Genomic DNA, 22,592 nt, shown 5'->3' with positions numbered 1-22,592 from the left:
CGGAATCCCACCATGCAGCGGGGCTGGTCAAGAGTCCGACTGTGTTATTTTTTCTGCCTTTTCGCCAAAACGTCGTTGATGTGCTTCTCAAGATCCGGCATGACTTCGTCGACCGATTTTTTGCCGTTCTCGATCGGCTCCATCTCGTTTTTGATAATCGTATTAAGCTCCGCATAGCCCGGGATCATGTGGTTCCACGATTCCACGCCGTACTTCAGGCCGCCTTCGTACACGTTCTTAAGATCTTTCGGATCGATATTCTGGAAGTAGCTGAAATACTTCTCGCCTGCCTGCGAATTCGCCGGCGGCGTACCTCCGCTAAGTTCGACCGCCTTCTCCTGCGTTTCCTTGGAAAGCTGGAATTTAATCCACTCCAGCGCTTCTTTCGGATGCTTGGAGTCTTTGAGGATGAACAGGGGATCGACGAACAGCACGTCTCTCGCCTTCTCGTTCTTCCCGGCCGGCACGGCGGCTACGCCGACCTTAAAGCCGAAATCGTTGGAGCCGGCGAGAAGCCAGGCGCCGCCCACGGACATCGCGACTTTGCCCGCGGCAAACGGATCTCCGCCTTCGCCCGCGACTGCTTTGGTCGTAACGGGATCGATCATGCTTTTGTCTTTGTGCATCATATCGAACATCGTCCGGTAAGCGTCTTTCACTTCGGGCGAATTGAACTTGGAAACCTCCGGGTTGCCGCCGTTCTTCGTAAATGTTTCTTCCGGATACGTACTGGCGCCGAAATAAAGCGGTCTCATATCTCTCTCGGACCAGCCCCAATCGATACCGTACTGGGTATCGTTCAGGTTTTTGGATATTTTGGTCAGCTTCTTGGCATATTCCTGCATCTTCTCGAACGTCCACGATTTGTCTTCATAATCGGACGGAGGGTACGGAATTCCTGCCTTGTCAAACATATCCTTATTATATACGAGAACGGATACGTAACTATAGACAGGAATCCCATAAGTTTTGCCATTGACTTTGTAGATATCCATCAAATGATCCGAAATTCCGTAATCGGAAGCTTTGAAATTGTCTTCTTTCAGAAGATCCGTCATGTCGCGGACCAAGCCTTTGTTGTAGTATTCCGCGAAGCCCGCATCTCCCCAGTGGGAAGTGACGTCCGGCGAATTGCCGGCGGCTACCATGCTCTGCAGCTTCGATTCGAATTGCTCGTAAGGCGCTTTTACCACTTTGACCTTGATGTTGGGGAACTTCTTCTCGAATTCCGGAATGAGCTCCTCCACGTAGGCTTTGTCCGGCGCATCCTGGGTGTAGTGGGTGATCGTTACGGTGTCTCCCGATTTGCCGGAACCGCCCGTCCCCTCGGTTTTCTTGTCTCCCCCGGAACAGCCCGCCAGCGTTACCGACGCCGCCAATACGGCCGTGAGCGTCAAATGATACGGTTTTCTAGTCATCCACATGTAAGGTAGACCTCCTTATTGTTTCCCTCTCTTATTTCACACCCGTCAGCACGATGCTCTGTACGAAATAGCGCTGCGCGACGGAGAATAAAACCAGAATCGGTACCAGCGCCAGCAGAGATGCGGCCATAACGACGTTCCAGGAAGGAGGGCGCGTGGTCGATGACACCATGCCGGCCATGCCGATCGGCAGAGTGAACTTCTCGGTCGAGTTCAGATAAAGCACCTGCCCGAGCAGGTCGTTCCAGCTCCAAATGAAGGAGAAGATGGCGACGGTCGCCAGGGCCGGACCCGACAGGGGAAGGGCGATGCTCCACCACTGGCGGAGCTCCGAGCAGCCGTCGACTTTAGCCGCTTCGAAAAGCTCGTTGCTCAAGGAGGTATAGAACTGCCTGAGCAGGAATATAAAATAGGCGGAGCCCAGGAACGCGGGAACGATCAGCGGCAGGAACGTATCGATCCAGCCCAGTTCCTTGAACAGGATGAACTGCGGGATCATGACGGCCGGATAAGGCAGCATCATCGTAGCCAGCAGAAAAGCGAACAGGGCGTCCTTGCCCTTCGCCCGGTATCGGGAAAAGCCGTAGGCAACCAGTGCGGAAGAAAGCACCGTGCCGATCACCGTCATAATGCCGATGAGCAGGCTGTTCTGATACCAGTTGAGAAAATCGAGCTCGAACAATTTCTTGAAGTTTTCCGTTACGAATTTCTCCGGCAGGATCGTCGGCGGGAATCTCAGCGATTCCGCCCGCGTTTTGAAAGCCGTGGACAGCATATGGACCGACGGCAGAATCATCAGAACCGACAGGACGATCAGCATGGCGAAGACGAACCAGTCGAACCATGTTCTGCGCCCAGCCTTCAGCCTGGAAGGTTTATAGGCCCTCGCGGGCTGTGTAGGAACCGTGCTGCTCAAACTCCGTCTCCCCCTTCGTAGTGAACGAATCGTTTAGAGCCTTTCATAATAAGCAGGGCAAGAACCATGACGACGATCAGCAGCAGCCAGGCCATCGCGGAAGCGTAACCCATTTTGAAGTTCTTGAAGGCGTTCTGATACAGGTAATACACATAGAACATCGTCGAATAGTTCGGTCCGCCCTTGGTCATGATGAACGCTTGGGTAAAGACCTGGAAAGACTCGATCAGCCCCATGATCAACTGAAAAAGGAACACGGGCGAGATCATCGGCAGCGTAATGTGCCAGAACGAGCGAAGACGCGTTACACCGTCCAGCTCGGCCGCTTCGTACAGACTGGGCGGCACGCTTTGCAGACCCGCCAGGAAGATAACCATTCCGCCGCCTACCGTCCACAGGGACATGAGCACAAGAGCGAAGATGGCCCACTTCTCGTCAAACAGCCAAAGCGGTCCCGGCAGCCCCAGAAGGCTGAGTCCCTGGTTGAGCAGCCCGCTCTGCGGATTGAAAATCCACATCCAGATCAGGGCCATAGCCACACCCGATATCATGCTCGGGAAATACATGACCGTCCGGAAAAAGCCTTTGAACGGGATTTTCTGATTGAGCAGGAGCGCGAACAGAAGCGAAAGCCCCAGTTGGATCGGAACGCTCAGCAGCGTATACCGCACGGTAGCCCAGATGGAAATCCAAAAGATATCATCGTGGAACAAATCGACGTAGTTCTGAAAGCCGACCCATTTCGGGGGATTTACGATGTCATACTCGGTAAAACTGTAATAAGCTGATGATACGATGGGATACAGGGCAAACAGAACAGCTCCGATCAGCCAGGGTGAAATGAAGATGTAAAACCAGAGCGTTTGGTGCCTTGCCGTTTTGGTTCTCATGGCATCCTTCCTTTCGAAAGTTAAAACGCTTTAATTTTGGACCAAAAATAAAAGACATGATTTCCATATAAACCGATTCGGATTTCTGGATATTATGCCCATTTCTCAGCCTAAAACCTTTTAAACCACTTCAATTTCCTATTCTGTCATCCGTGTCAGCTTGTTCTCAAAAATTAAAAGGGTTTAACTTTTATAAGTTTAAGATAAACGCTTTCATGTCGGGTGTCAATCCCTTATTTGCTTTCGCAAACAAATATGTACAGCGCTTACAAATCATTCACATCTTCCCGCGCCTTGCTGCAGAAAATTTCTGATAATAACTCCGGTTTCCGGTCATTCTTATATAGGGAGGTGAAAAAATGGCACAGCAGGAAAGACGGCATCTGCACGAACTGAGTTCACTGGACGCTTCCGCATGGGATGAAGAAGAATTATCTTATCACCATTCGGTGATGAGCGAGTTGTCCCCCTGGCTCAACGCACAGGGTACGGCTATACATGCGCAGGTCATCCGGGAGATCGAAAAAAGGCGGGGAAACACGGTCCGACCGACTTAATATACATAAATGTTGATTTACTATCAAAAATCGTCTTATAATAAACAGGTAAGTGTTAACATATCGCTTAGGAGGTATTCAAATCATGGCACATCAATTACCGGCTCTACCTTATCCGAATAACGCACTGGAACCGCACATCGATGCAACAACGATGGAAATTCACCACGACCGTCATCACAACACATACGTAACGAACCTGAACGCAGCACTCGAAGGCCATGCGGACCTTCAAAACAAATCCCTGGAAGACCTGATCAGCGATCTGAACAGCATTCCGGAAGCGATCCGCACTGCAGTACGCAACAACGGCGGCGGACACGCCAACCACTCCCTCTTCTGGGAAACCATCGCTCCTAACGCCGGCGGTCAGCCTACCGGCGCTCTGGCTCAAGCTATCGACAGCGAGCTGGGCGGTTTCGATAAATTCAAAGAAGATTTCGCTAAAGCGGCTACTACCCGTTTCGGCAGCGGCTGGGCATGGCTTGCGCTTGGCAAAGACGGCCAACTGAAAGTATACAGCCTTCCTAACCAAGACAGCCCGCTCTTCGAAGGCGACACTCCGCTTCTCGGACTGGACGTATGGGAGCACGCTTACTACCTGAAATACCAAAACAAACGTCCGGACTATATCTCCGCTTTCTGGAACGTTGTTAACTGGGATGCCGTTAACAAGCGTTACGAAGCCGCTAAGAAATAATTCCGGTATACGCAAGACGCCCTCCCCAGGCGATAAGTCTGGGAGGGCGTCTTTTTTATAGGGGGCTGCATGTTAGACGGCAGCCGGGGCGGCCGGGGTCTACTTCCCCGCCCATACGCCCCGTTCCTCCGCGTACATCTTCAAAACGCGCAGGAAGACGTTCGGGAACGCGTAGCGCTCCAGCTCCTCCGGCGACATCCAGCGGTAGCGGTAAGGAAGCTGTCCCGCGGGAGCGCCTCCCTGACCGCCGAGCCGGCACCGGTACACCTTCATGTCCCAGTACAGATGGCTGAAAGTATGGTTCGTGTCGGCGATCCAGCCCTGCGGGAGCACGTCCACGTGCTCCTCCTCGGCCAGGGCGATGCGCAGCTGCTCCATGCTGTGCGCGTCGCCCGGCCAGGCTGCGGGAGCCTCGCTGCCCGCAGCGGCGGCTTTGCCGCGGCGGCCCCGCTTCGCCGGCGTTTCCGTGCCGGCGGCCGTGCTGCCGGCGGCAGGCTGTGCCTCCGCCGGGCTGTCCGCGCCGGCGGAAGCTGCTGCGGCTTCATTCGCCGCAGCAAGCAGCAGCCCCGGCCCGTCCGCAGGGCCGGGAGGTTCCGCTGCCGCGAGGTAGCCGAGGGCGCCGCCTGAGGCGGCCGCCCGCAGCTCTACGTGCGGCAGCTCCCACATGCGGGCGAGGAGGCCCTCCTGGGGCCGCTGGCGGATAAGAATCCGCCCGGCGTTCTCGCCCTCGCCCTCGATCAGGGCCACAAGCCGCCGCTCCGGCTTCGGCGGCTTGGCCTTGCTCTTCACCGGCAGGGTCTCTTCCCTGCCGGCCAGCCTGCCCGAGCAGTGGTCCATGACCGGGCAGGTCAGGCACTGCGGCGAGCGCGGGGTGCAGACCATGGCGCCGAGTTCCATCAGCGCCTGGTTGAAATCCCCAGCGGAGCCTTCGGGGATGAGATCGCGGGCCAGCCGCTCCATCCCCACTCTTGCGGCGGGCTTCGCGATGTCGTCCTCGATGAGGAAGTAGCGCGAAAGCACCCGCATGACGTTGCCGTCGACGGCCGGCTCCGGCTTGTTGTACGCGATGCTGAGAATCGCGCCCGACGTATACGGGCCTACCCCTCTGAGGGAGGAGATGTCCTCCTTCGTGTCCGGCACGATGCCCCCGTAACGCTCGTGAACCTCGCGTACGGCCTGTTGAAGGTTTCTCGCGCGGGAGTAGTAGCCGAGCCCTTCCCACGCTTTCAGAACCTCATCCTCCGGGGCTTCGGCCAACGCCTCTACCGTCGGGAACAATTCGACGAACCTGTGAAAATACGGAATCACCGTGTCCACTCTCGTCTGCTGGAGCATAACTTCCGAAATCCAGATATAATACGGGTTGCGGCTGCGTCTCCACGGGAGATCGCGGCGATGTATCAAATACCACGCCAACAAATTGGCGGAGAAAAATCGTTTTTGTTCCGTCGGGTATTCCACCGGCGGTGTTTTATCCGTTTTGGATGTCGATTTAGTTTTCTTCGGCTTTTCCGGAACTCGTCCTTCTTCAGCCGATACCGGTTCATTGCGTTCCTGCTGCCGTTCAAGCTCTGCCACCTGGATTCCCTCTCCTCTCCGGGGCTCACGTTTTGAACACCCACAACCTTTTATTATAAAGCAAAAGAGGGGAGGATGGAACCGTGCGGCCTTTGCTTGTTTTTGCGTGCCGAATTGGGTATTCTTGTCGTATTCGGACTTTTTCGGATGATTGGATTCGGGAACGGAGGTTGTACAAAATGAAAGAAGCCCGAACGGCACCCGGCAGACCGGCCGTGATTCCTTCCGGCTTTCGCTGGCTTGCGCCTTATCTGGCTGTATGGGGTATTCAGGGAATCGTCGCGGCGGCGGTCGATTTCTTTCAGGAATGGATTGATTTAGACTGGCTCTCGCAGGGAATATTCGCGGCGGCCGTACTTGCCAGCATCGTGATTTGGGTAAAAATGCGTCGCAAAGCCGGCGCCGCGCGCGAAGGCTCCATCTCCCTCGTTATGCTCGCCTTTCCCGCCGTTATGCTGATCGGCGCCGTGGCCGTGCTCGAATATGTGCAGGCGGTCGGCCCTTATTTCGTCGCGCTTCTGAGAGCGTTCCTGCTCTCGGTCGTTTACGTTCTGCTCGGAGCGGCCGCCGATCGCCGGCTTTTCTGGCTCGGCCTGTGGCTCTTCGCGCTTACGATCGTGATGGCCCTCTGGTATTTGGGCTATTCCGGCGTCATTTTGCAGGGCATGAGCGGCCTCAGCCTGCTCGTTTGCGCCTGGTCCTTGACAAGGCCGCTGGCGCCTGTGACGAGATAGTGCCGCAAGGTTTTGCGGCCGCCTGTCTCGTATGCCCCGACTCACGTGCCGAGCTGTCCGCTTGGCCGCGGGCTCGGCGCAGACGGCGTCCCATCCTCGAGGCGCGGCTCCCGGAGCGCGGGACGGCGCTCACCTCGCTTAGGGCAGTCACCGCACGGCCCTGTGGGCAGAGAATCAGGCAGCTCGGACAGCTTCGGAAACGGGCTGTCTTTTTTTGCGCCGGGGAAGTTTACACAGCGCCCTTACGTATCGCGCGGTGCTCGGCGTCACATGACGGTGGTCGCCTCTTATGCAGCAGGTCCGTCGGCCCGCTTCGGCAGCCCACACGGACTATAATCAGGAGAGCGCCCGACTTTCGCTTTCCATTCCGCTTTCCATTCGTCAGCTCACCGCTTCGATTACCGTTCGATAGCTCTCTTTTTCGCTTGCCGTTCTATAACAATCCCTTTCGCTTACCGTTTGCGTTTGACCGCGACTGCGGACTTTCACTTACCCCTCGCGATTTATCCTCCGAATGCCGGTTTACCCTGTACGCCTTCTTGCGGCTTCCGCTCCATTGCGGTTCGCCGCATACCCGACATGCGCTATTAAGCAAGCCACCTAAGCCTCTCCTATGCCTTCATATACGCCCGTTACCGTCAGTATCCCGCTAAGGCCGCTCGACAACCGCGTAGGCCGCCGCCATCGTATCCGTGTGCGTGATGCTCAAATGAACGACAACGTCCTGTCCGAGCCCCAGACGCTGCCTGGCTTCCTCGGATAAGAAGCAGTGAGGCTTGCCCGCCTCGTCCGGAAGGACGCTGACGTCATGAAATCCCGCCTGGCGGCCGATTCCGCATCCCAGCGCCTTCACTACGGCCTCCTTCGCGGCAAAACGTCCTGCCGTAAACTCGGCCAGCCTTCCTCTTTTTCCGGCCGCAAGCTGCTGCTCTTCTTCGGTTAAAATCCTCCGCATGAACCGATCTCCGCTCTTTTCCCTCAGCAATCCCGCTACACGGGCGATGTCAACCATGTCCATTCCGACTCCGATAATCATGTCCACGCCTCCGTTACTCATTCTTTTTTCCGTTTCGTTTACCTTGCCTGATTGTGGCACGGCCATTCCGTGAGGTCAAGCCGGGACGCGGCCTTCTATATCCAAAGTTTAAACAGTCAGCCTTACACACACAGCCGTAACGCACTCGCATACGCCAAAGAAGCGAAAGAGCTCCGCTCCTCCGCTTCCTTATCTTTTTCCCGAAAAAAGGACATGTCTCCAAACGAAACGAACATGCCGGGCAAATTTCCGTCTGAACGCTCGGATTTAGATGCCGGGAATGCGGCCGCGCTTATGTCTCGTTTTCATATAATGCTTCTCGAGTTTTTCCGCCGCGGCCGGATTGATCTCTTTACCTTCCAGGTAGTCGCTGTTGTCCTCGTAGCTGACTCCAAGCTCCTTCTCATCCGTCTGCCCTTCCCACAGTCCGGCAGTCGGCGCTTTATGAAGGACGCTGTCCGGAACGCCCAGTTCGGCCGCCAGAGCGCGTACCTGACGCTTGTTGAGGGAGCTGAGCGGTGTGATATCGACGGCGCCGTCGCCCCATTTCGTAAAGAAACCCGTAATCGCCTCGGAAGCATGATCCGTACCGACGACGAGCAGGTTCATTTCGAAGGCGATGGCGTACTGGACGACCATCCGTGTTCTCGCCTTCACGTTACCTTTGCCTTCTTTGCTCATATGACGGGAGTCTCCCGCATTTTTCAGGCCGAATTCGACTTCGAGCGCAATCTCGTTCACTGTTTCTTCGATATTGGTTTCCATGCGGTATTTGAGGTCGAACGCTTCTGCCGTCGCATAGCTGTCATGAATATCCTCTTGTTTCCCGTACGGCTGGAAGACGCCGACTGTCTTATACTCTTTGCCGTTCTCTTTCGTCAGCTCGTCCGTCGCTATTTTGCACAAGCCGGCGGCAACGGCGCTGTCGATGCCCCCGCTGATGGCAATCAGCAAACCGGATACGCCGGCCGATTTTACATACTGTTTCAGAAAATCTACGCGTCTGCGGATTTCTTCCTGAACGTCGATCTGCGGTTTAACGCCAAGTTCCCGGATAATCTCCTGCTGCAGGCTCATTAAAAAAATCCTCCTTCTCCACACCTAAGGTTTGAACTTATCTTACCACAAAGAAAACCGCCCCAACCACCAAAAGGATGGCCGGGACGGTTTTTCATGTAAGATTACCTCACTTCAAAAGCCGCAGCGGATTAGCCGCCTGTTACCACAATGTTCGTCGGTTGGGCTTTGACAAGTCCCGCTCCTCCGAAAGTAACGGTAGCTCCGGGCTGAAGCGTGTTGTTCCAGCCTGCGCCTTTGATCACGAAATGGTTATTGGCGGAACTGACGATGGATGCATCCCAGACGGATGTGATGCTTCCCGTGTAGTCGAATTCCAGCTTCCAGTTCGTGATCGGGGTCGTTCCCGTGTTCTTGATGGAGAAGCTGAAGTTGTAGCCGGTTCCCCAATCGCTCGTGACCGTGAAGGTCGGCTGAACCGGAGAGCCCGGGTTCGTCGCCGCGTCCGTGGTAACCGTTACGGATGCCGGTGCGGATACGTTGCCCGCCGCATCCTTGGCTTTGACCGTGAACGTATAGGCCGTGCTCGGCGTAAGGTCGGTCACGTTCAGGCTTGTCGCCGTCGTGGAGACGGTTTTCGTGCCGTAAGTGACGTCATAGCCCGTAACGCCGACGTTATCCGTCGCGGCCGTCCAGCTCAGAGCCACGCTCGTCGATGTTTTGCCGGTGGAGACCAGATTCGTGACCGCTGTCGGCGCTTGCGTATCCGGGGTTGTCGTTCCGCCGTCCGTCGTCACGGTTACGGATGCCGGGGCAGATACGTTGCCCGCCGCGTCTTTCGCTTTTACCGTGAACGTATAAGCGGTATTGGCCGTCAGGCCCGTAATGTTGGCGGTGGTTCCCGGCACGTTGACTTTCGTCGTACCGTAGGACACTTCGTAACCGACAACGCCGACGTTATCCGTCGATGCGGTCCAGCTCAAAGTGACACTCGTGGACGTTTTGCCGGTAGAGACCAGATTCGTAACCGCTGTCGGAGCCTGAGTATCCGGTACGGCAGGGCTCATAAGGTCGGCCGCCACTTTGTCGAGAAGCTTTATCGTACAGGAGAACTTAGGGCTGGTACGGCAGTCGGAGCTGGTCTCCCAGAACATCGCGCCGGCCAGGCCTTTGCTTTTGATATAAGCCGTTTTGGCGGCAATGGATTGCGTGTCTTCATAGGAGATGAACGTGCCGCTCGTCGGGTTGAACAGATACGGCGTTTTGGTCGTGTCGTTCCAGTAACGGGTGAAGCCGTTTTTGTTCACGTAATTGGCCATGATATCGCCGTAATCGAACGTGCCGCTGTTGCCGGATGCCCAGTCGTCCCAGGTGCCGGTCGGCAGAACGTTACCGTCCCAGCCCCCTACGCAGGTCTGGTATTGGCCGTCATTGTTCGGTCCGGGAGGGCAGCCCTTCCAGCCCTTGCCGTAGAAAGGAAGACCGAGCACCAGCTTGTTGGCCGGGACGCCCGACTGGAAGTAAATCTCGATCGCGTCGCTCGTGTTGTACTTCTTGATGTCGCCCGTGGACGGATCGTTCGGGTCCGGGTAAAGCGCCGCATTGTGATTGGTTGATTTTTCCCAGCCGCCGTGGAAATCATAGGTCATGATATTGATCCAGTCGACCGTTTTGGCAATTTCGGAAAGCTCCGTATTGTTGGCAAACTTCTGACTGGCGCCGGACGCGATGGTCAAGAGATATTTCTTGCCGTCCGCAGTTCCTGCCGTGTCCAGCTTCTCCCGGACTTTTTTGAGCAGAAGCGTGTAGTTTTGCTTATCCGCGGGGCTGTAGGTGTTGCCGGACAGGCCGCCCGCAACGGGATACTCCCAGTCCAAATCCACACCGTCAAAACCGTAGGTGCGGATAAATTCGACTGCGGAGTTGGCGAACGTTTCACGCGTGGAAGCGTTGGCCGCCACGTCGGAGAAACGGTTGGACCAGGTCCATCCCCCCACGGAGATGAGCGTCTTAAGCGAAGGGTTTTTCTTCTTCAAGTCGCGCAGACCCGCGAAGTTACCGCAGAGCGCCTTCTGGTCGCACTCTTCGTACGAATAGCCGCTGTACGGCGTGTTCACGTCCGCCCAAGGCTCTCCGAGCACGATCGTTCCGTTCGGAACGGACTTGGACTGGAGAGGCACATGGGAATCCGTGCAGGACCAGGTCTGCTTGTTAGGGCTGTCGGTCGAGTTGTTGCCGTGCACCCCGCCCCAGCAAATGTCCGCGAAGGCATAATTCAAATGAGTCAATTTGGAACCGTCGATATCCTTGACCTGATAATTGCGTCCGTATATTCCCCAAGAGGTGAAATACCCGACGATTTTGGCCGGTTCGGCCGCCGAAGCCCTGCCCGCACCCGTATTGAACAAGGGGAGCAGCGCCAGAAGCAGCACAAAGAAACCCAGCCAGGTCATTTTTATTTTTTTGTTGCTTTTCATTTATTTCCCTTCTTTCTCGTTTGAATGGATGATCTTTTTCGAATTTTGGTAAACGCTTTCAAAAAACCTCCTTTTGACTGCTTCGTTCTGCCGCTTAGTAATCAGCGTCATCCCGCCGTCCGAACTTGCTCCGCTCATTCCGATTTTTATCCGCTCAATCACCTCCTCCGGACCTCATGAAAAAAAATCATGCCGCCTCCGGATTCAGGCTGTTCAATTACACTCACGCCCACGGACGTTTCCCGATCCCCACATCTTGGAAACGCTCTCTTTATATTAAAACTTTACTCAATTCCTCATGGCTGGGCTATAGTCTGATATGCTCAACGTGTTAGGGCCACATGACTAATTTAAGCCGTACGCCGCGCGATGCCCTCCTGCGGACAAGAAAAAAGCCCCCGCCTCCGTCAAAAGACGGCCGCAGGAGCTTGCTCTATTCGGAACGGACCGGTTAACGGCCGCGTTCTTATTTGCAGTACTTTTCGAAGGCATCCGTCAGATCGCCGGCAATCATGTCGGCGGAACGGTCTTCGATTTGGTGGCGCTGGATAAAGTGTACAAGCTGACCGTCTTTAAAAAGCGCGATCGAAGGCGACGAAGGCGGATAAGGCGCCAAATATTCGCGGGCTTTAGCCGTCGCTTCTTTCTCCTGACCGGCGAAAACCGTGTACAGGTGATCCGGCTTCACTTCGTTCTGCAGAGCTTTGGCAACGCCGGGACGGCATTGTCCAGCCGCGCAGCCGCAAACGGAGTTGATAACGAGCAACAGCGTTCCTTCCGAATTCTCTAGCGCTTCCGATACCTGCTCGGGCGTCAAAAGCTCCTTTACGCCGATGCGGGTCAGATCCTCACGCATTGGTTGTACCATGTCTCTCATATATGAGTCAAAAGACATCACCATAATCGGTTCACTCCCCTGTGATCAATGTCATGGACATTTTCTTTTCCATTCCTATTATACAATCGGTGGAAAAGAAAGCAAAGGGGCTGGATAAGATCCATCGCATCCGCAAGGCTCTAAATGCCGCTAAGTCGCGGGAAAATTCGGCCCGCTTAGTTTTTTGTCGACACCGCCGGATTCGGACGGGGTGCTTTTGCGCTGCTTGTTTTCCTTTTCGTGAATATCCTGCTCTTTGGAATTGTTGGATTTAGCCATTCGGGGTTCATCTCCTTTCTTTTCCGTAGTATGCGCACCGCATCGGAGGGCAATTCGCTCTTATCGCCTGTGCGGAGCCGCGTCGCATGATCGGTCAACCAACCAGGAAGCGGGCAGAAAAAAAGCCTCCGGAGTCCGATCTCCGAAGGCATGGCAGGTATAACTGTGCAAGAGGTGCCGCTTACTAGCGGTTAGAACCGGCCGGAGGCGGGCGGAATTCCTGCTCTGAATTCCGGCGCCTGCCGGTCAGTCATCAGGCTGTCGCGAAGCCGATTACTTCTCGGCTTTCGTACCGCCGATTTTGTTCTTCAACTGCTGGAGCTGCTCGTCGACTTTGGCCTGCTTGGCGGAATCGGACGGGTTGTAGCTGGACACGCTGCTGTAACCGGATGCCGGTACGTAAGGCTTGCGGGCGATTTCCGCTTCCACTTCCAGCTGGATGATTTTCTCCTCGATGCGCTGGAAGCCTCTGGAGGCATTGCCGCTTTCGATCACGCCGTTGTAGCTCACTTGCGCCATTTGCTTTTTCGCTTTGGCCAGCTGGGTGCGGGCCACAAGCTCGTTGCGCTTGTTGCGCAGCTTGTAATACTCGTCTTTCATGTCGTGAAGCTGTTGGGTCAGTTCAGACGCATGGCCTTTGGAAGCTTCGTGAAGATCGGTATACTCGGCGATTTTCTCGTCGTGGTACAGTTTTTCCTCAAGCGCTTGGCGTGCCGCTTGCTCCTCGCCGTCTTTCAGCGCGGCAGCCGCTCTGCCTTCACGGTCGGCGGACAGGCGCACGCTTTCTTCCAGGCGCTGTTTCAGCTTGCGCTCGTTGGCGATTTGCTTCGCCACGGTCACTTCCGCTTTCGCGATTTCTTCTTCCATGTCGCGGATATACTGGTTGAGCATAACGATCGGATCTTCGACTTTATCCAATACCTCGTGAATAGACGCCTTAGTCATATCTTTAATTCTCGAAAAAACTCCCATGTTTACACATCTCCTTTGGAATCGTTATTAGTTGGTTTTTTTTGCTTTTCCAGGCGGTCGAGTTTGCCGCGAAGCTCCTCGATTTCGCGCTGCATCGCTTTTTTCTCGATATCTTTCATCATTTCATCAATATTGTCAGCCTTAGGCGATCCGAAAGAGGAACCTGCGGCGGACTGCTGTCTGCCGTTTCTGGCTTCTTTGCCGTTCCAGCCGTTGTAACCTTGGTTGCCGCCGTAAGAGCCGCCGTAGTTATTGTTGTTGGCGTTGCCGTAAGGGCCGTAGGAGTCTCCGCCATACGGGCCCGGTCCGTAAGGACCGCGCGGTGGGTCGAAGCCCGGTTCCTTCGGAACGATAAAGCTGGCGATGAAGTAAAGCAGGATCAGCGAACCGCTGGTGATGAACACCGCGACGACTGTGAGCAGCCGCAGCAGGGTTGCATCGACGTTCAACACTTCCGCAAGTCCGCCGCAAAGTCCCGTTACTTTCTTGTCGGTGCGCGAGCGGTATAGTTTTTTCATGTATTATGACTCCTCCCGGTTAATCTTGCGGCGCAGCGCCTCAAGCTCCTTCTCTAAAGCCGGATTCGAGTTCTGGGAGCCGCCCTCCCGGGTTGTACGGCGCAGGTCGCGAAGGACGTGTGCCTGCATCTCCATATCGGATACGTGCTCTTCCATCCGGTAAAACATGCGGGGCGACGACGAACCGTCTCCGTAACCCATGCGTGAGTTCAGCCGCTGCTGCAATCTCGCCGACTCCATGCGGGCCATGTAGTAGCCCCGCTTGTCGAGCACTTCCTGGTAATCGGCGCGCATGGCTTGAAGCTCTTCTTCCAGCTCGGCGGCCGACTGGCCGGCCTGCTCGTATAGGCCGCGGTACTGATCGCTGCGCTCTTCGGCCTGAAGCTTCTCGTGAAGGATCAGGCGGGCCATGTTCTCTTCGCCCGCTTTCAGGGCGAGTGCGGCCTGCTGTTCGCGTTTCTCTTTCGTCTCCAGTGCACTTAAGTATTGTTGTCTCAGCGAGGAGGCATGCGCCGTACACTGCTGATACAAACGCTCGCTCTGCATGAGCTGCTCTCTCTTAGCGGAGAGATATTGGTCGATCAAGCGGATGGGATCTTCGCTTTCTTCCAGCCGCTCGTTCAGCGTTGCTACCGTTATATCACGAATTCGTTTCAGAATGCTCATTGTATTTACCACCTTCTTTTATCAGCGTCTTGGTCTTAGGAATTGGACGTGCCTTTCAGCATCGATACACCGAACGCGATCATGGCGACAGCGATCAGGATAATGAACAATGTCGTCATTTTGCCTAGAAGGGCGAAGATACCGAGGAGGGCGATTACCCAGCCCAGCTTGCTGCCTCTCTGAATCCCGAAGTAGCCGACCACCACCATTCCGATCGGAATCAGGTAACTCATAATCGGTCCCAGGTGAATACCCAGTTTGCCGAGAATCAGCCAGGCTCCGAATGCGATCAGCACGATCGCGAGGCCCATGTTAGGATTGCGTTTCATCTTTTGCGTCACCGCCTTTCGTTATCGTTATCTTATGTCTTTATTCTAGTCGACAGCGGCATTCGCCAAAACGGACTCGCGGCGGTTTTTGGTCCTGGACCTAAGTCGGGGCCCTTATCCGACCTCAGGATAACCGGGCTCCGGCCCGGGTCGTACGCATAAAAAACAGGCGCCAAGGAACACTAGCCCAAATGACCCTGACTATGGAGACGGAGGTGTTGGGCCGTGAAACATTTTCAGCGTGCCGCCGCGGTTTTGCTGGCCTGCTGCACAGCCGTCTGCCTTCTGTCTCTAGGCCGGCAGACGATCCCTGCGGCAGAAGCTTTGCTTGCCGCAGCGCCACCGCAGGACTCCGGGCAGCAAACCGGAGCCGAAGCCGGTGCGGACGGCGGACGGACGGCTTCTCCGGAAGAGACGAGCCGGGCGCTGCTGACGTTTTCCGTGCTGAGCGACATTCATATCGAGGCGCACGACAAGCTGTCGCAGGAGCTCCTGCGGAAGGCTTTGCTGGATCATGCGGCTCTGGCGCCGGACAGCGGCATGATGGTGCTGAACGGCGACTTGACCGACGGCAACCCGGGGGATTACAACGCGCTGGCTGCGGTGCTGAACGCCATGCCCCATCCGCCCCTTCATGCGACAATGGGCAATCACGAGTATTACCGGATGTGGCGTACGCCGTTCGGCTCTGTCGATACGAGCCGGCTCAATCCGTTCTGGTCCACACGCGAGGCGGTCGGGCTGTTCACGCGCTGCTTCGGCTACGAGAAGCCCTACCATGCGGCTGAGATGGCCGGTTACACGTTCATCTTCCTCAGCGGGGAAGGCTACCGGGACGTCGTCAAAGATGCCCGGGAAGACGCTTACTTGTCGGCGGAGCAGATGAACTGGCTCGACGGACGCTTGTCCGAGGCTTCCAGGACGCGCCCCGGCAGGCCAATCTTCGTCTTCCTGCACCAGCCGCTGGTCCATACGCTGAAAGGCTCCGGGCAGGAGCGGGGCATAACGGACTATAAGGCTTTTCGCCGCGTTTTGGCGGATTATCCGCAGGCCGTTCTTTTCTCCGGCCACTCCCATTTAGACTGGAGTCTGGGCGGCCAGGCGATCCGGACCGACTTTCTCTCCGTCGGATCTTCCTCGGTACGGAGAGTGCTGAATTTCGATCAAAAGCCGGTAAATCCGGCTAAGAGCGAGAGTCTTCTCGTCCAGGTATATCCCGACAAGCTGGTCATCCGTGTCCGGGAGCATTACAGCCGGTCGTGGATCGGTACCTACGTTCACGAGCTGCGATGAAACGCCTATGAACATGCGGCGGCGCTTTTGGCCGCCGCTTCGGCGCAGCAGCCGCCCGTTAATCCGGCACCATTTAATATGAAAGGAAGGAATCCGCGTGGCCTCTTCGTTTACTCCCTTTCCCCGCCCCGGCTATTCGGAGTTGTACCAGGAACGATTAAACCGCAGTCTCCCGTTTAATATTCTCCGCACGCGACAGGTTACGGGAGAGAGCGCGGACATCCAGCATCGCGAATTCCGGGCGGGGGCGGCCGGGCAAAACGGGATCAAGGCGGCTCTCTTCTATACGGAAGGCTTGGTGGAGAATCAGGCGATAGACCAGTTCGTCCTCCAGCCGATCATGATGCAGATGAAAAGCCTGGATACCGAAAGTGGGCATGCGGCAGACCTCATGACGCTGCTGGAGGACCACTATATCCCCGCATCGGGCGTTCAGCGCGCCGAAAATATGGGACACGTCATCGAGCTGCTTAACAGGGGCAGCGCCATCCTTTACCTGGACGGCGTCGATACGGCGCTGGCGGTCGACCTCACCGGCTGGAAAGAACGGGCCATTGAGGAGCCGTCCAGCCAGGGGGTCATTCGCGGGCCGAAAGCCGGGTTCACGGAGTCCATCAAGACGAACCTGTCGCTCGTGCGCCGCAGAATCAACGACGCCAGCCTCCGGTACGACGGCCAGAAAATCGGCGAGATTACCAAGACGAGCATTGTTGTCGCTTATATCCACGGAATCGTGAACGAGGATGTTCTGGCGGAGCTGAAGCGCCGGCTGAGCCTGATCCAAACCGATTCGATCCTCGAAAGCGGATATGTGGAGGAATTCATCCAGGAAACGAGCTGGAGTCCGTTCCCTACTTTGTATTCGAGCGAGCGTCCTGACGTGGTCGCCGCACAACTGCTCGAGGGCCGGGTAGCCGTGTTTGTCGACGGCACTCCCTTTGTGCTGGTGGCGCCAGCACTGTTCGGGGAATTCTTTCATTCCCCCGAAGATTATTATAACCGGGCGGATATCAGCTCGCTGCTGCGGCTGCTGCGGTTCGTCAGCTTTTTGATCGCTTTGCTGGGACCCTCCATATATATCGCCATTACGACGTTTCATCAGGAAATGCTGCCCACGGACCTGCTGTTCTCTCTGGCTTCCCAGAGAGAGGGAGTGCCGTTCCCCGCACTGTTGGAGGCTTATTTAATGGAAGTCACCTTCGAAATTATCCGCGAGGCCGGCATCCGCATGCCCCGGGCGATCGGACAAGCGGTTTCGATCGTCGGAACGCTCGTTATCGGCCAAGCCGCCGTAGATGCGGGAATCGTGTCGGCCGCCATGGTTATCGTCGTCTCTATCACGGCGATCTCAAGCTTCGTTATTCCCGCCTACAATTTATCGATTTCCGTGCGGATGTTGCGCTTTCTGTTCATGCTGCTCGCCGCTACCTTCGGGCTGTTCGGCGTTTCGACGGGACTGATCCTGCTCGCCCTGCATCTCTGCCATATGTCCTCCTTCGGAGTCCCTTATATGGCTCCGTTCGCGCCTTTCCAGCTGAACGAGCAGAAAGACACGCTGATCCGGATGCCGCAGTGGCTGCTGAACAAACGGCCGAGACTGCTCAGCCGCGATACATGGCGGCAGCCTCCTCCCGATAAAAATCCCGCACCCCGCAAATAAAGGAGGCTGCTCGCTATGCTTAAACGGCTGACCGGTTTGCTTGCTCCGCTTCTGGCTTTGTGCATCGTGACCGGCTGCTGGAGCAAAAGAGAGATGAACGAGCTGGCCATCGTGGTCGGCATCGGCGTGGATAAGATCGATTCGCAGATTAAAGTCACCTTCCAAGTCGTCGATCCGGGCGAAGTCGCTCCCAAGAAGAGCTCGGGAGGCCGCTCTCCCATTACCGTTTATGAATCGAAGGGAGACACCTACCTTGAGGCCATGCGAAAAATCACAACCAAGAGTCCGCGCCAGATGTATCCCTCGCATCTGCGTGTGCTGGTGATCGGAGAATCCATCGCCAGAGAGGGCCTTTCCGAAATACTCGATATTTTTACGAGAGACTGGGAGCACCGGTCCGACTTTATCGCGCTCGTGTCCAAAGGAAGCCCGGCCGGGGAAGTATTAAAGGTCCTTACTCCGATCGATAAAATTCCGGCAAATGAGCTGTACAGCTCGCTGGAAACGGCGGAGAAGAAATGGGCTCCCGTATCCGTCGTGACCCTGGATAAGCTGATTAACAACATAACGGAGACGGGCAAGGAGAGCGTCCTCTCGGCCGTTATAATGAAAGGTCCTGCCGATAAGGGGCAAGAGCGGAACAATATCGATCAAATCAAACCCGAAACTTATTTGCAGTACGCCGGCTTAAGCGTATTCAAAAAAGACAAGCTGCTGGGATGGATGAATGAGTCGGAGAGCAAAGGATATAATTACATAACAGATAACATACACAGCACCGTTCACAAAGCGGCCTGTACGGACGGCGGCATCGCCGTTCTCGATCTTATCCGCAGCAAGACCACCGTTAAAGCCCGGATGAAGAACGGAAAGCCCGTCATCCTGATTTCGCTCCGTTCCGAAGAAAACATAGGAGAAATGAGATGCGTCATGGATCTTCGTAAAAGAGAGAACATTCGATACCTCGAAAAATCCGTGGCCGACGATATCCGCAGACGAATGCAGGACTCCATCGGCAGGGCAAGAGATTTGGGAAGCGATATATTCGGCTTCGGCAAAAAAGTGTACCAAAAATACCCCGCCTACTGGAAACAGGCCAAAGAAGACTGGACGTCGGTCTTCCGGGAGCTTCCGATCGAGTACGACATCCAGGTGAATATCCGGCAGCTCGGACGGTCCAATAACTCGTTCATCAACCGGTTGGGGGATTAATCATGCTGGCCGTTGCGATGATCTGGCTGGCGGGCATCGCGCTGGGGGCGCTCCAGGTCCCGACGCTTTGGAAAAGAAGACTGCTGAAAGATTTGGCGGCGTTCTCCGTCCTGCTTCTGTCGGGACTGGTCCTGTCCACTTTCCTGGCCCTGTCCGTTCCTTTTCCGAAGCCGCTGGATATGATTAACTTTCTGATCGGCCGCAAATAACCCCGTTCTTGCGCGGCCGCCGCCGGGGCGTCTGACCTGCCATTATTAACGCGAAACCGAAATTCAGCCCGAGGTACGGCTGTAGCCGAGAGGAGGTGTGCCTATTGGACCGGCTGAATCCCAGACAACTGACCGTACTCGCGACCATGTATTATATAGGAAGCTCCATTTTGGTCAGCCCCGCCTATTTGGCGGAACGAGCCGGCAACGACGCATGGATTTCGGGTCTTCTCGGCCTGATGATCGGCTTCCTTCCGCTGCTGTTGATCTATGCGCTGGAAAAATCGTATCCCGGCAAGCATCTGGGCCAAATTTTCGAATCCGCGCTCGGCAAACTGACGGGCAGAATCATCGGGTTTGCGTATTTTTTAACCTACCCGATGGGGATCATTACGCTTTCTCTCCGAGACATCGGTGATTTTCTGACCACTTCCCTGCTCCGGGATACACCGCTTGAGGTTCTGATTTTATTTACGCTTGTCGTCATTAGCATCGCCGTACGCCTTGGCATCGGCACGATAAGCCGGACTGCGGAGCTTTTTTTCCCGTGGGTAATCCTGCTCATCCTGCTGCTGCTCGTGTTCGTCGCGCCCAAAGCCGATATCGAGAACATAGAGCCCGTGCTCGCTTCCGGCTGGCAGCCCGTCATGGCCGCCTCGCTGTCGCTGGCCGGTTTTCCTTTTATGGAACACTGTCTGTTTATGACGGTATTTGCGAATGTAAAAGGAAAGACTTCCCTCGCGCTGCAACTTGGCAAAGGAACGCTTATATCGGGACTGCTCATCGTGCTCGTTGTATTCATGTGTCTGGCTGTGCTGAATCCCGGCAAAACGGCCACTTACGTGTTTCCGACATACGAGCTCGGCAAGATGATCGAATTCGGCCAATTTGTCCGACGCATTGAGGTTATCGTCGCTTTTATCTGGTTTTTTACGATCTTTTTCCGGGTCTCGTTTGTCCTTTATTCCATGGTGACGGGCCTTTCTTATCTGCTGAAGCTTCACGATTACCGTGTCATTACGTTCCCGGTGGCCGTTATTTCGGGCGCCCTGGCGCTTCTGTGGTACCCCAATATTACCGAGCTCAACAATTTTTCGAAAATGTGGACCTATATCACGCTTTTGTCGGGGCTCGGACTTCCGATCCTGCTGCTTGGGGGTTCCGCGGTTCAAAAAATGTTCCGGGGTCCGAAATCCCCGTGAAATCCGGCATAGAGTTCCTCCGGCGGAGCATCCCCTTCCGGTTTGAAAAGCGGGCGATCCATGATATGATCGAATAAAATTCGAAGGTTTAGGGAGTTTAGACTGCATGATTTACGATGTCATCATTATCGGAGGCGGTTCGGCGGGCCTCATGGCCGGCGTCGCCGCAAGCGAGGACGGAGCCCGTGTGCTTCTGCTGGACAAAGGCGACAAATTGGGCCGGAAGCTCGGCATTTCGGGGGGCGGACGGTGCAACGTCACGAACAATAAGGAAATGGACGAGCTGATCCGGCACATTCCCGGCAACGGCCGTTTTTTATACAGCGCCTTCTCTCATTTTAACAACCAGGATATTATCGCTTTCTTTGAAAATCTCGGCATCCGGCTGAAAGAGGAAGACAACGGGCGCATGTTCCCCGTTTCGGACAAAGCCAAAACGGTGGTCGATACGCTGATCCGCCAAGTGCGGAGCCAGGGCGTGACCATCCGCACCAACTGCTCCGTGGACCGCGTGCTTTATGAAGACGGGCGCGCAGCCGGCGTGCGGCTGCAGAACGGGGAGACGCTGCACGGCAAAAGCGTCATCGTCGCTTCCGGCGGCAAGTCCGTGCCGCACACGGGCTCGACGGGCGACGGCTACGCCTGGGCGGAGGCGGCCGGTCACACCATTACCGAGCTTTTTCCCACGGAAGTGCCTCTCACATCGGCTGAGCCTTTTATCAAAAGCAGGGAACTGCAGGGCTTGTCGCTGCGAAATGCGGCCCTTACCGTATGGAACGCCAAGGGCAAGAAGCTGATTACCCATCAAGGCGATATGATTTTTACGCATTTCGGGATCTCGGGCCCCATTTCCCTGCGCTGCAGCCAGTTCGTCGTCAAGGAGCTCCGCAAGTCTCAAAAGGGCAATGTCGAGCTGACTATCGACCTGTTTCCCGACCAAAGCACGGAGGAAGTGTACGAGCATACGCTGGCATTGGCCGCGGCCGAACCGAAACGCGCGATCAAGAACGTGCTGAAGGGCGCCGTCTCCGAGCGGCTCATCCCCCTGCTGCTCCAAAAAGCGGGGCTGGACGAAGCGCTCACCCACGCCAACCTGCCCAAGCAGAACTGGATGGAGCTCAGCAAGCTGCTGAAAGCTTTCCCTCTCCGCGTTAACGGAACTTTGTCGATCGAGGAAGCCTTCGTCACCGGCGGAGGGGTGAACTTGAAAGAGATCGATCCGCGGACGATGGAATCCAAGCTGGCGGAGGGCCTGTTTTTTTGCGGCGAGGTGCTCGACATTCACGGGTATACCGGCGGCTACAACATTACGGCGGCTTTCACTACGGGGTATACGGCCGGCAAGCACGCGGCTATGCGGGCGGGGGAAGCGGCCGTTTAGAGGTATAGATGTAAGGACATGTATGAAAAACAGAAAAAACCAGCCTTTCCATTCGGATGGGCTGGTTTTTTGGCTGTTCCTCCCTGTAGTACGTCTGAGAGTTTAGAGCGTGGAAAGCCGGAGTCTTTCGGGCGGCTCCCACTTACAAATGAATGCCGGCCGAGAACCGGTCCAGGTCGTCCTCGGACGGATCAAACTGCCGCTGCGGCTCTTCGTACGAGCCGTCGGCGCCCGCAGCGCCTGCAGCTCCGGAGTAAACGTCATTGCCGGCGCCAAGTCCGGCGCCACCACCCGCGGCAGCCAGAGTGCCTTCGGACGCGTCTTCCTCCGGGTCCTGGATCAGGTGAGCGGGGATCCGGATCGTGTCCAAATCGTACGCCGCCGCATAAGCCTCCGGTTCGCTGCAGCCCACCGCGCCGGCAGGCGGCGCATCGATCAGCTCCCCCGCATGAGCTTGAGCGATCTGCATCGCGGAAGCAAGGTCCTGCCCTTCCACATGAATGTGCAGCGTAGGTTTCCCATCCGAAGCGCTGACGCCCGGCCGGTAGCCCAGCTCAAACAGCGTGTCGTAAGCAAGCCGCATATCCCGTTCCTGCGTAAATTCGAAAAATATCGGTGTGTCGCTCATAAGGTTTCCTTTCCGATGCTGTCAGATCCGCCGTGCG

Annotated in this window: 24 protein-coding genes; 10 read left to right on the top strand and 14 right to left on the bottom strand. The window is 55.9% G+C overall.

What is annotated here, in order from left to right; genetic code table 11:
- Nucleotides 1-44: 44 nt before the first annotated feature.
- Genes KVT34_RS22665 through KVT34_RS22655 form a run of 3 tightly spaced genes read right to left on the bottom strand, consistent with a single transcriptional unit; the run spans nt 45 to nt 3,230 of the window.
- Nucleotides 45-1,424 carry an ABC transporter substrate-binding protein gene (locus KVT34_RS22665; RefSeq protein ID WP_217561339.1) on the bottom strand — a complete coding sequence of 460 codons (1,380 nt, stop codon included), beginning with the start codon at nt 1,422-1,424 and terminating at the stop codon, nt 45-47.
- A gap of 31 nt (nt 1,425-1,455) precedes the next feature.
- Complete coding sequence (locus tag KVT34_RS22660) at nt 1,456-2,340, bottom strand: carbohydrate ABC transporter permease (RefSeq protein ID WP_042234873.1); 885 nt, start codon at nt 2,338-2,340, stop codon at nt 1,456-1,458.
- Entirely contained in the window at nt 2,337-3,230 is an 894-nt protein-coding gene (locus KVT34_RS22655; RefSeq protein WP_009676921.1) for a carbohydrate ABC transporter permease, read from the bottom strand. Before KVT34_RS22655 ends, KVT34_RS22660 begins: the two co-directional genes overlap by 4 nt.
- A gap of 359 nt (nt 3,231-3,589) precedes the next feature.
- Here KVT34_RS22655 and KVT34_RS22650 point away from each other — a divergent pair, with 359 nt between their 5' ends.
- Complete coding sequence (locus tag KVT34_RS22650) at nt 3,590-3,787, top strand: hypothetical protein (RefSeq protein ID WP_217561337.1); 198 nt, start codon at nt 3,590-3,592, stop codon at nt 3,785-3,787.
- Between the two features lie 85 nt (nt 3,788-3,872).
- Nucleotides 3,873-4,487, top strand: a complete 615-nt coding sequence (locus KVT34_RS22645) for a superoxide dismutase (RefSeq protein WP_009676925.1) — start codon at nt 3,873-3,875, stop codon at nt 4,485-4,487.
- Between the two features lie 99 nt (nt 4,488-4,586).
- On the opposite strand, the gene mutY is transcribed toward KVT34_RS22645, so the two are convergent.
- Entirely contained in the window at nt 4,587-5,948 is a 1,362-nt protein-coding gene (gene mutY / locus KVT34_RS22640; RefSeq protein WP_217561467.1) for an A/G-specific adenine glycosylase, read from the bottom strand.
- A gap of 296 nt (nt 5,949-6,244) precedes the next feature.
- Here mutY and KVT34_RS22635 point away from each other — a divergent pair, with 296 nt between their 5' ends.
- Complete coding sequence (locus KVT34_RS22635) at nt 6,245-6,799, top strand: hypothetical protein (protein WP_217561335.1); 555 nt, start codon at nt 6,245-6,247, stop codon at nt 6,797-6,799.
- Nucleotides 6,800-7,088: 289 nt separating this feature from the next.
- Nucleotides 7,089-7,211 carry a hypothetical protein gene (locus tag KVT34_RS32465; RefSeq protein WP_302695550.1) on the top strand — a complete coding sequence of 41 codons (123 nt, stop codon included), beginning with the start codon at nt 7,089-7,091 and terminating at the stop codon, nt 7,209-7,211.
- 237 nt (nt 7,212-7,448) lie between these two features.
- On the opposite strand, the gene acpS is transcribed toward KVT34_RS32465, so the two are convergent.
- The 9 genes from acpS to KVT34_RS22595 form a co-directional block, all read right to left on the bottom strand.
- Nucleotides 7,449-7,835, bottom strand: a complete 387-nt coding sequence (acpS, locus tag KVT34_RS22630) for a holo-ACP synthase (RefSeq protein WP_217561333.1) — start codon at nt 7,833-7,835, stop codon at nt 7,449-7,451.
- A 267-nt stretch (nt 7,836-8,102) separates the two neighbouring features.
- A complete protein-coding gene (gene nadE / locus KVT34_RS22625) occupies nt 8,103-8,912 on the bottom strand; it encodes an ammonia-dependent NAD(+) synthetase (RefSeq protein WP_217561331.1) in 810 nt (269 codons plus the stop codon).
- A 131-nt stretch (nt 8,913-9,043) separates the two neighbouring features.
- Nucleotides 9,044-11,305, bottom strand: a complete 2,262-nt coding sequence (locus tag KVT34_RS22620; RefSeq protein WP_483311455.1) for a glycosyl hydrolase family 18 protein — start codon at nt 11,303-11,305, stop codon at nt 9,044-9,046.
- A 490-nt stretch (nt 11,306-11,795) separates the two neighbouring features.
- Nucleotides 11,796-12,230: a BrxA/BrxB family bacilliredoxin gene (locus tag KVT34_RS22615; RefSeq protein WP_217561327.1), complete on the bottom strand. Its 435-nt coding sequence runs from the start codon at nt 12,228-12,230 to the stop codon at nt 11,796-11,798.
- Nucleotides 12,231-12,356: 126 nt separating this feature from the next.
- The gene (locus KVT34_RS32460; protein ID WP_255246872.1) at nt 12,357-12,485 is read right to left on the bottom strand and encodes a hypothetical protein; all 129 of its coding nucleotides are present in this window, start codon (nt 12,483-12,485) and stop codon (nt 12,357-12,359) included.
- A gap of 273 nt (nt 12,486-12,758) precedes the next feature.
- Nucleotides 12,759-13,457 (bottom strand): PspA/IM30 family protein, encoded by a 699-nt coding sequence (locus KVT34_RS22610; RefSeq protein ID WP_217561324.1) that lies wholly within the window; start codon nt 13,455-13,457, stop codon nt 12,759-12,761.
- 2 nt (nt 13,458-13,459) lie between these two features.
- Entirely contained in the window at nt 13,460-13,975 is a 516-nt protein-coding gene (locus KVT34_RS22605) for a PspC domain-containing protein (protein WP_217561322.1), read from the bottom strand.
- A gap of 3 nt (nt 13,976-13,978) precedes the next feature.
- Complete coding sequence (locus tag KVT34_RS22600) at nt 13,979-14,641, bottom strand: PspA/IM30 family protein (RefSeq protein ID WP_217561320.1); 663 nt, start codon at nt 14,639-14,641, stop codon at nt 13,979-13,981.
- 35 nt (nt 14,642-14,676) lie between these two features.
- A complete protein-coding gene (locus KVT34_RS22595) occupies nt 14,677-14,970 on the bottom strand; it encodes a LiaF transmembrane domain-containing protein (protein ID WP_042235794.1) in 294 nt (97 codons plus the stop codon).
- A gap of 225 nt (nt 14,971-15,195) precedes the next feature.
- Here KVT34_RS22595 and KVT34_RS22590 point away from each other — a divergent pair, with 225 nt between their 5' ends.
- The 6 genes from KVT34_RS22590 (at nt 15,196) to KVT34_RS22565 (ending at nt 21,927) form a co-directional block, all read left to right on the top strand.
- Entirely contained in the window at nt 15,196-16,263 is a 1,068-nt protein-coding gene (locus KVT34_RS22590; RefSeq protein ID WP_217561318.1) for a metallophosphoesterase family protein, read from the top strand.
- Nucleotides 16,264-16,360: 97 nt separating this feature from the next.
- Nucleotides 16,361-17,923, top strand: coding sequence for a spore germination protein (locus KVT34_RS22585; protein WP_309244125.1), 1,563 nt, complete (start codon nt 16,361-16,363; stop codon nt 17,921-17,923).
- 15 nt (nt 17,924-17,938) lie between these two features.
- Entirely contained in the window at nt 17,939-19,135 is a 1,197-nt protein-coding gene (locus tag KVT34_RS22580; RefSeq protein ID WP_217561316.1) for a Ger(x)C family spore germination protein, read from the top strand.
- A gap of 2 nt (nt 19,136-19,137) precedes the next feature.
- Nucleotides 19,138-19,344, top strand: a complete 207-nt coding sequence (locus KVT34_RS22575) for a hypothetical protein (RefSeq protein ID WP_217561314.1) — start codon at nt 19,138-19,140, stop codon at nt 19,342-19,344.
- A 104-nt stretch (nt 19,345-19,448) separates the two neighbouring features.
- A complete protein-coding gene (locus tag KVT34_RS22570; RefSeq protein ID WP_217561312.1) occupies nt 19,449-20,546 on the top strand; it encodes a GerAB/ArcD/ProY family transporter in 1,098 nt (365 codons plus the stop codon).
- Between the two features lie 106 nt (nt 20,547-20,652).
- A complete protein-coding gene (locus KVT34_RS22565) occupies nt 20,653-21,927 on the top strand; it encodes a BaiN/RdsA family NAD(P)/FAD-dependent oxidoreductase (protein WP_217561310.1) in 1,275 nt (424 codons plus the stop codon).
- Between the two features lie 142 nt (nt 21,928-22,069).
- On the opposite strand, the gene KVT34_RS22560 is transcribed toward KVT34_RS22565, so the two are convergent.
- Nucleotides 22,070-22,555 (bottom strand): hypothetical protein, encoded by a 486-nt coding sequence (locus tag KVT34_RS22560; RefSeq protein ID WP_217561308.1) that lies wholly within the window; start codon nt 22,553-22,555, stop codon nt 22,070-22,072.
- Between the last annotated feature and the right edge of the window lie 37 nt (nt 22,556-22,592).

Source organism: Paenibacillus sp. GbtcB18, from assembly GCF_019091125.1.
Lineage (GTDB): Bacteria > Bacillota > Bacilli > Paenibacillales > NBRC-103111 > Paenibacillus_F > Paenibacillus_F chitinolyticus.
Note: the sequence above shows the minus strand (reverse complement) of the source record. Positions and strands in the feature narration are given on the sequence as shown.

Bases quoted from the DNA above. Each gene is read 5' to 3' on its own strand.
- KVT34_RS22665 (WP_217561339.1), bottom strand. From the start codon at position 1,424: ATGTGGATGACTAGAAAACCGTATCATTTGACGCTCACGGCCGTATTG.
- KVT34_RS22655 (WP_009676921.1), bottom strand. From the start codon at position 3,230: ATGAGAACCAAAACGGCAAGGCACCAAACGCTCTGGTTTTACATCTTC.
- KVT34_RS22650 (WP_217561337.1), top strand. From the start codon at position 3,590: ATGGCACAGCAGGAAAGACGGCATCTGCACGAACTGAGTTCACTGGAC.
- KVT34_RS22645 (WP_009676925.1), top strand. From the start codon at position 3,873: ATGGCACATCAATTACCGGCTCTACCTTATCCGAATAACGCACTGGAA.
- KVT34_RS22635 (WP_217561335.1), top strand. From the start codon at position 6,245: ATGAAAGAAGCCCGAACGGCACCCGGCAGACCGGCCGTGATTCCTTCC.
- KVT34_RS32465 (WP_302695550.1), top strand. From the start codon at position 7,089: ATGCAGCAGGTCCGTCGGCCCGCTTCGGCAGCCCACACGGACTATAAT.
- acpS (WP_217561333.1), bottom strand. From the start codon at position 7,835: ATGATTATCGGAGTCGGAATGGACATGGTTGACATCGCCCGTGTAGCG.
- nadE (WP_217561331.1), bottom strand. From the start codon at position 8,912: ATGAGCCTGCAGCAGGAGATTATCCGGGAACTTGGCGTTAAACCGCAG.
- KVT34_RS22620 (WP_483311455.1), bottom strand. From the start codon at position 11,305: ATGACCTGGCTGGGTTTCTTTGTGCTGCTTCTGGCGCTGCTCCCCTTG.
- KVT34_RS22615 (WP_217561327.1), bottom strand. From the start codon at position 12,230: ATGGTGATGTCTTTTGACTCATATATGAGAGACATGGTACAACCAATG.
- KVT34_RS32460 (WP_255246872.1), bottom strand. From the start codon at position 12,485: ATGGCTAAATCCAACAATTCCAAAGAGCAGGATATTCACGAAAAGGAA.
- KVT34_RS22610 (WP_217561324.1), bottom strand. From the start codon at position 13,457: ATGGGAGTTTTTTCGAGAATTAAAGATATGACTAAGGCGTCTATTCAC.
- KVT34_RS22605 (WP_217561322.1), bottom strand. From the start codon at position 13,975: ATGAAAAAACTATACCGCTCGCGCACCGACAAGAAAGTAACGGGACTT.
- KVT34_RS22600 (WP_217561320.1), bottom strand. From the start codon at position 14,641: ATGAGCATTCTGAAACGAATTCGTGATATAACGGTAGCAACGCTGAAC.
- KVT34_RS22595 (WP_042235794.1), bottom strand. From the start codon at position 14,970: ATGAAACGCAATCCTAACATGGGCCTCGCGATCGTGCTGATCGCATTC.
- KVT34_RS22580 (WP_217561316.1), top strand. From the start codon at position 17,939: ATGCTTAAACGGCTGACCGGTTTGCTTGCTCCGCTTCTGGCTTTGTGC.
- KVT34_RS22575 (WP_217561314.1), top strand. From the start codon at position 19,138: ATGCTGGCCGTTGCGATGATCTGGCTGGCGGGCATCGCGCTGGGGGCG.
- KVT34_RS22565 (WP_217561310.1), top strand. From the start codon at position 20,653: ATGATTTACGATGTCATCATTATCGGAGGCGGTTCGGCGGGCCTCATG.
- KVT34_RS22560 (WP_217561308.1), bottom strand. From the start codon at position 22,555: ATGAGCGACACACCGATATTTTTCGAATTTACGCAGGAACGGGATATG.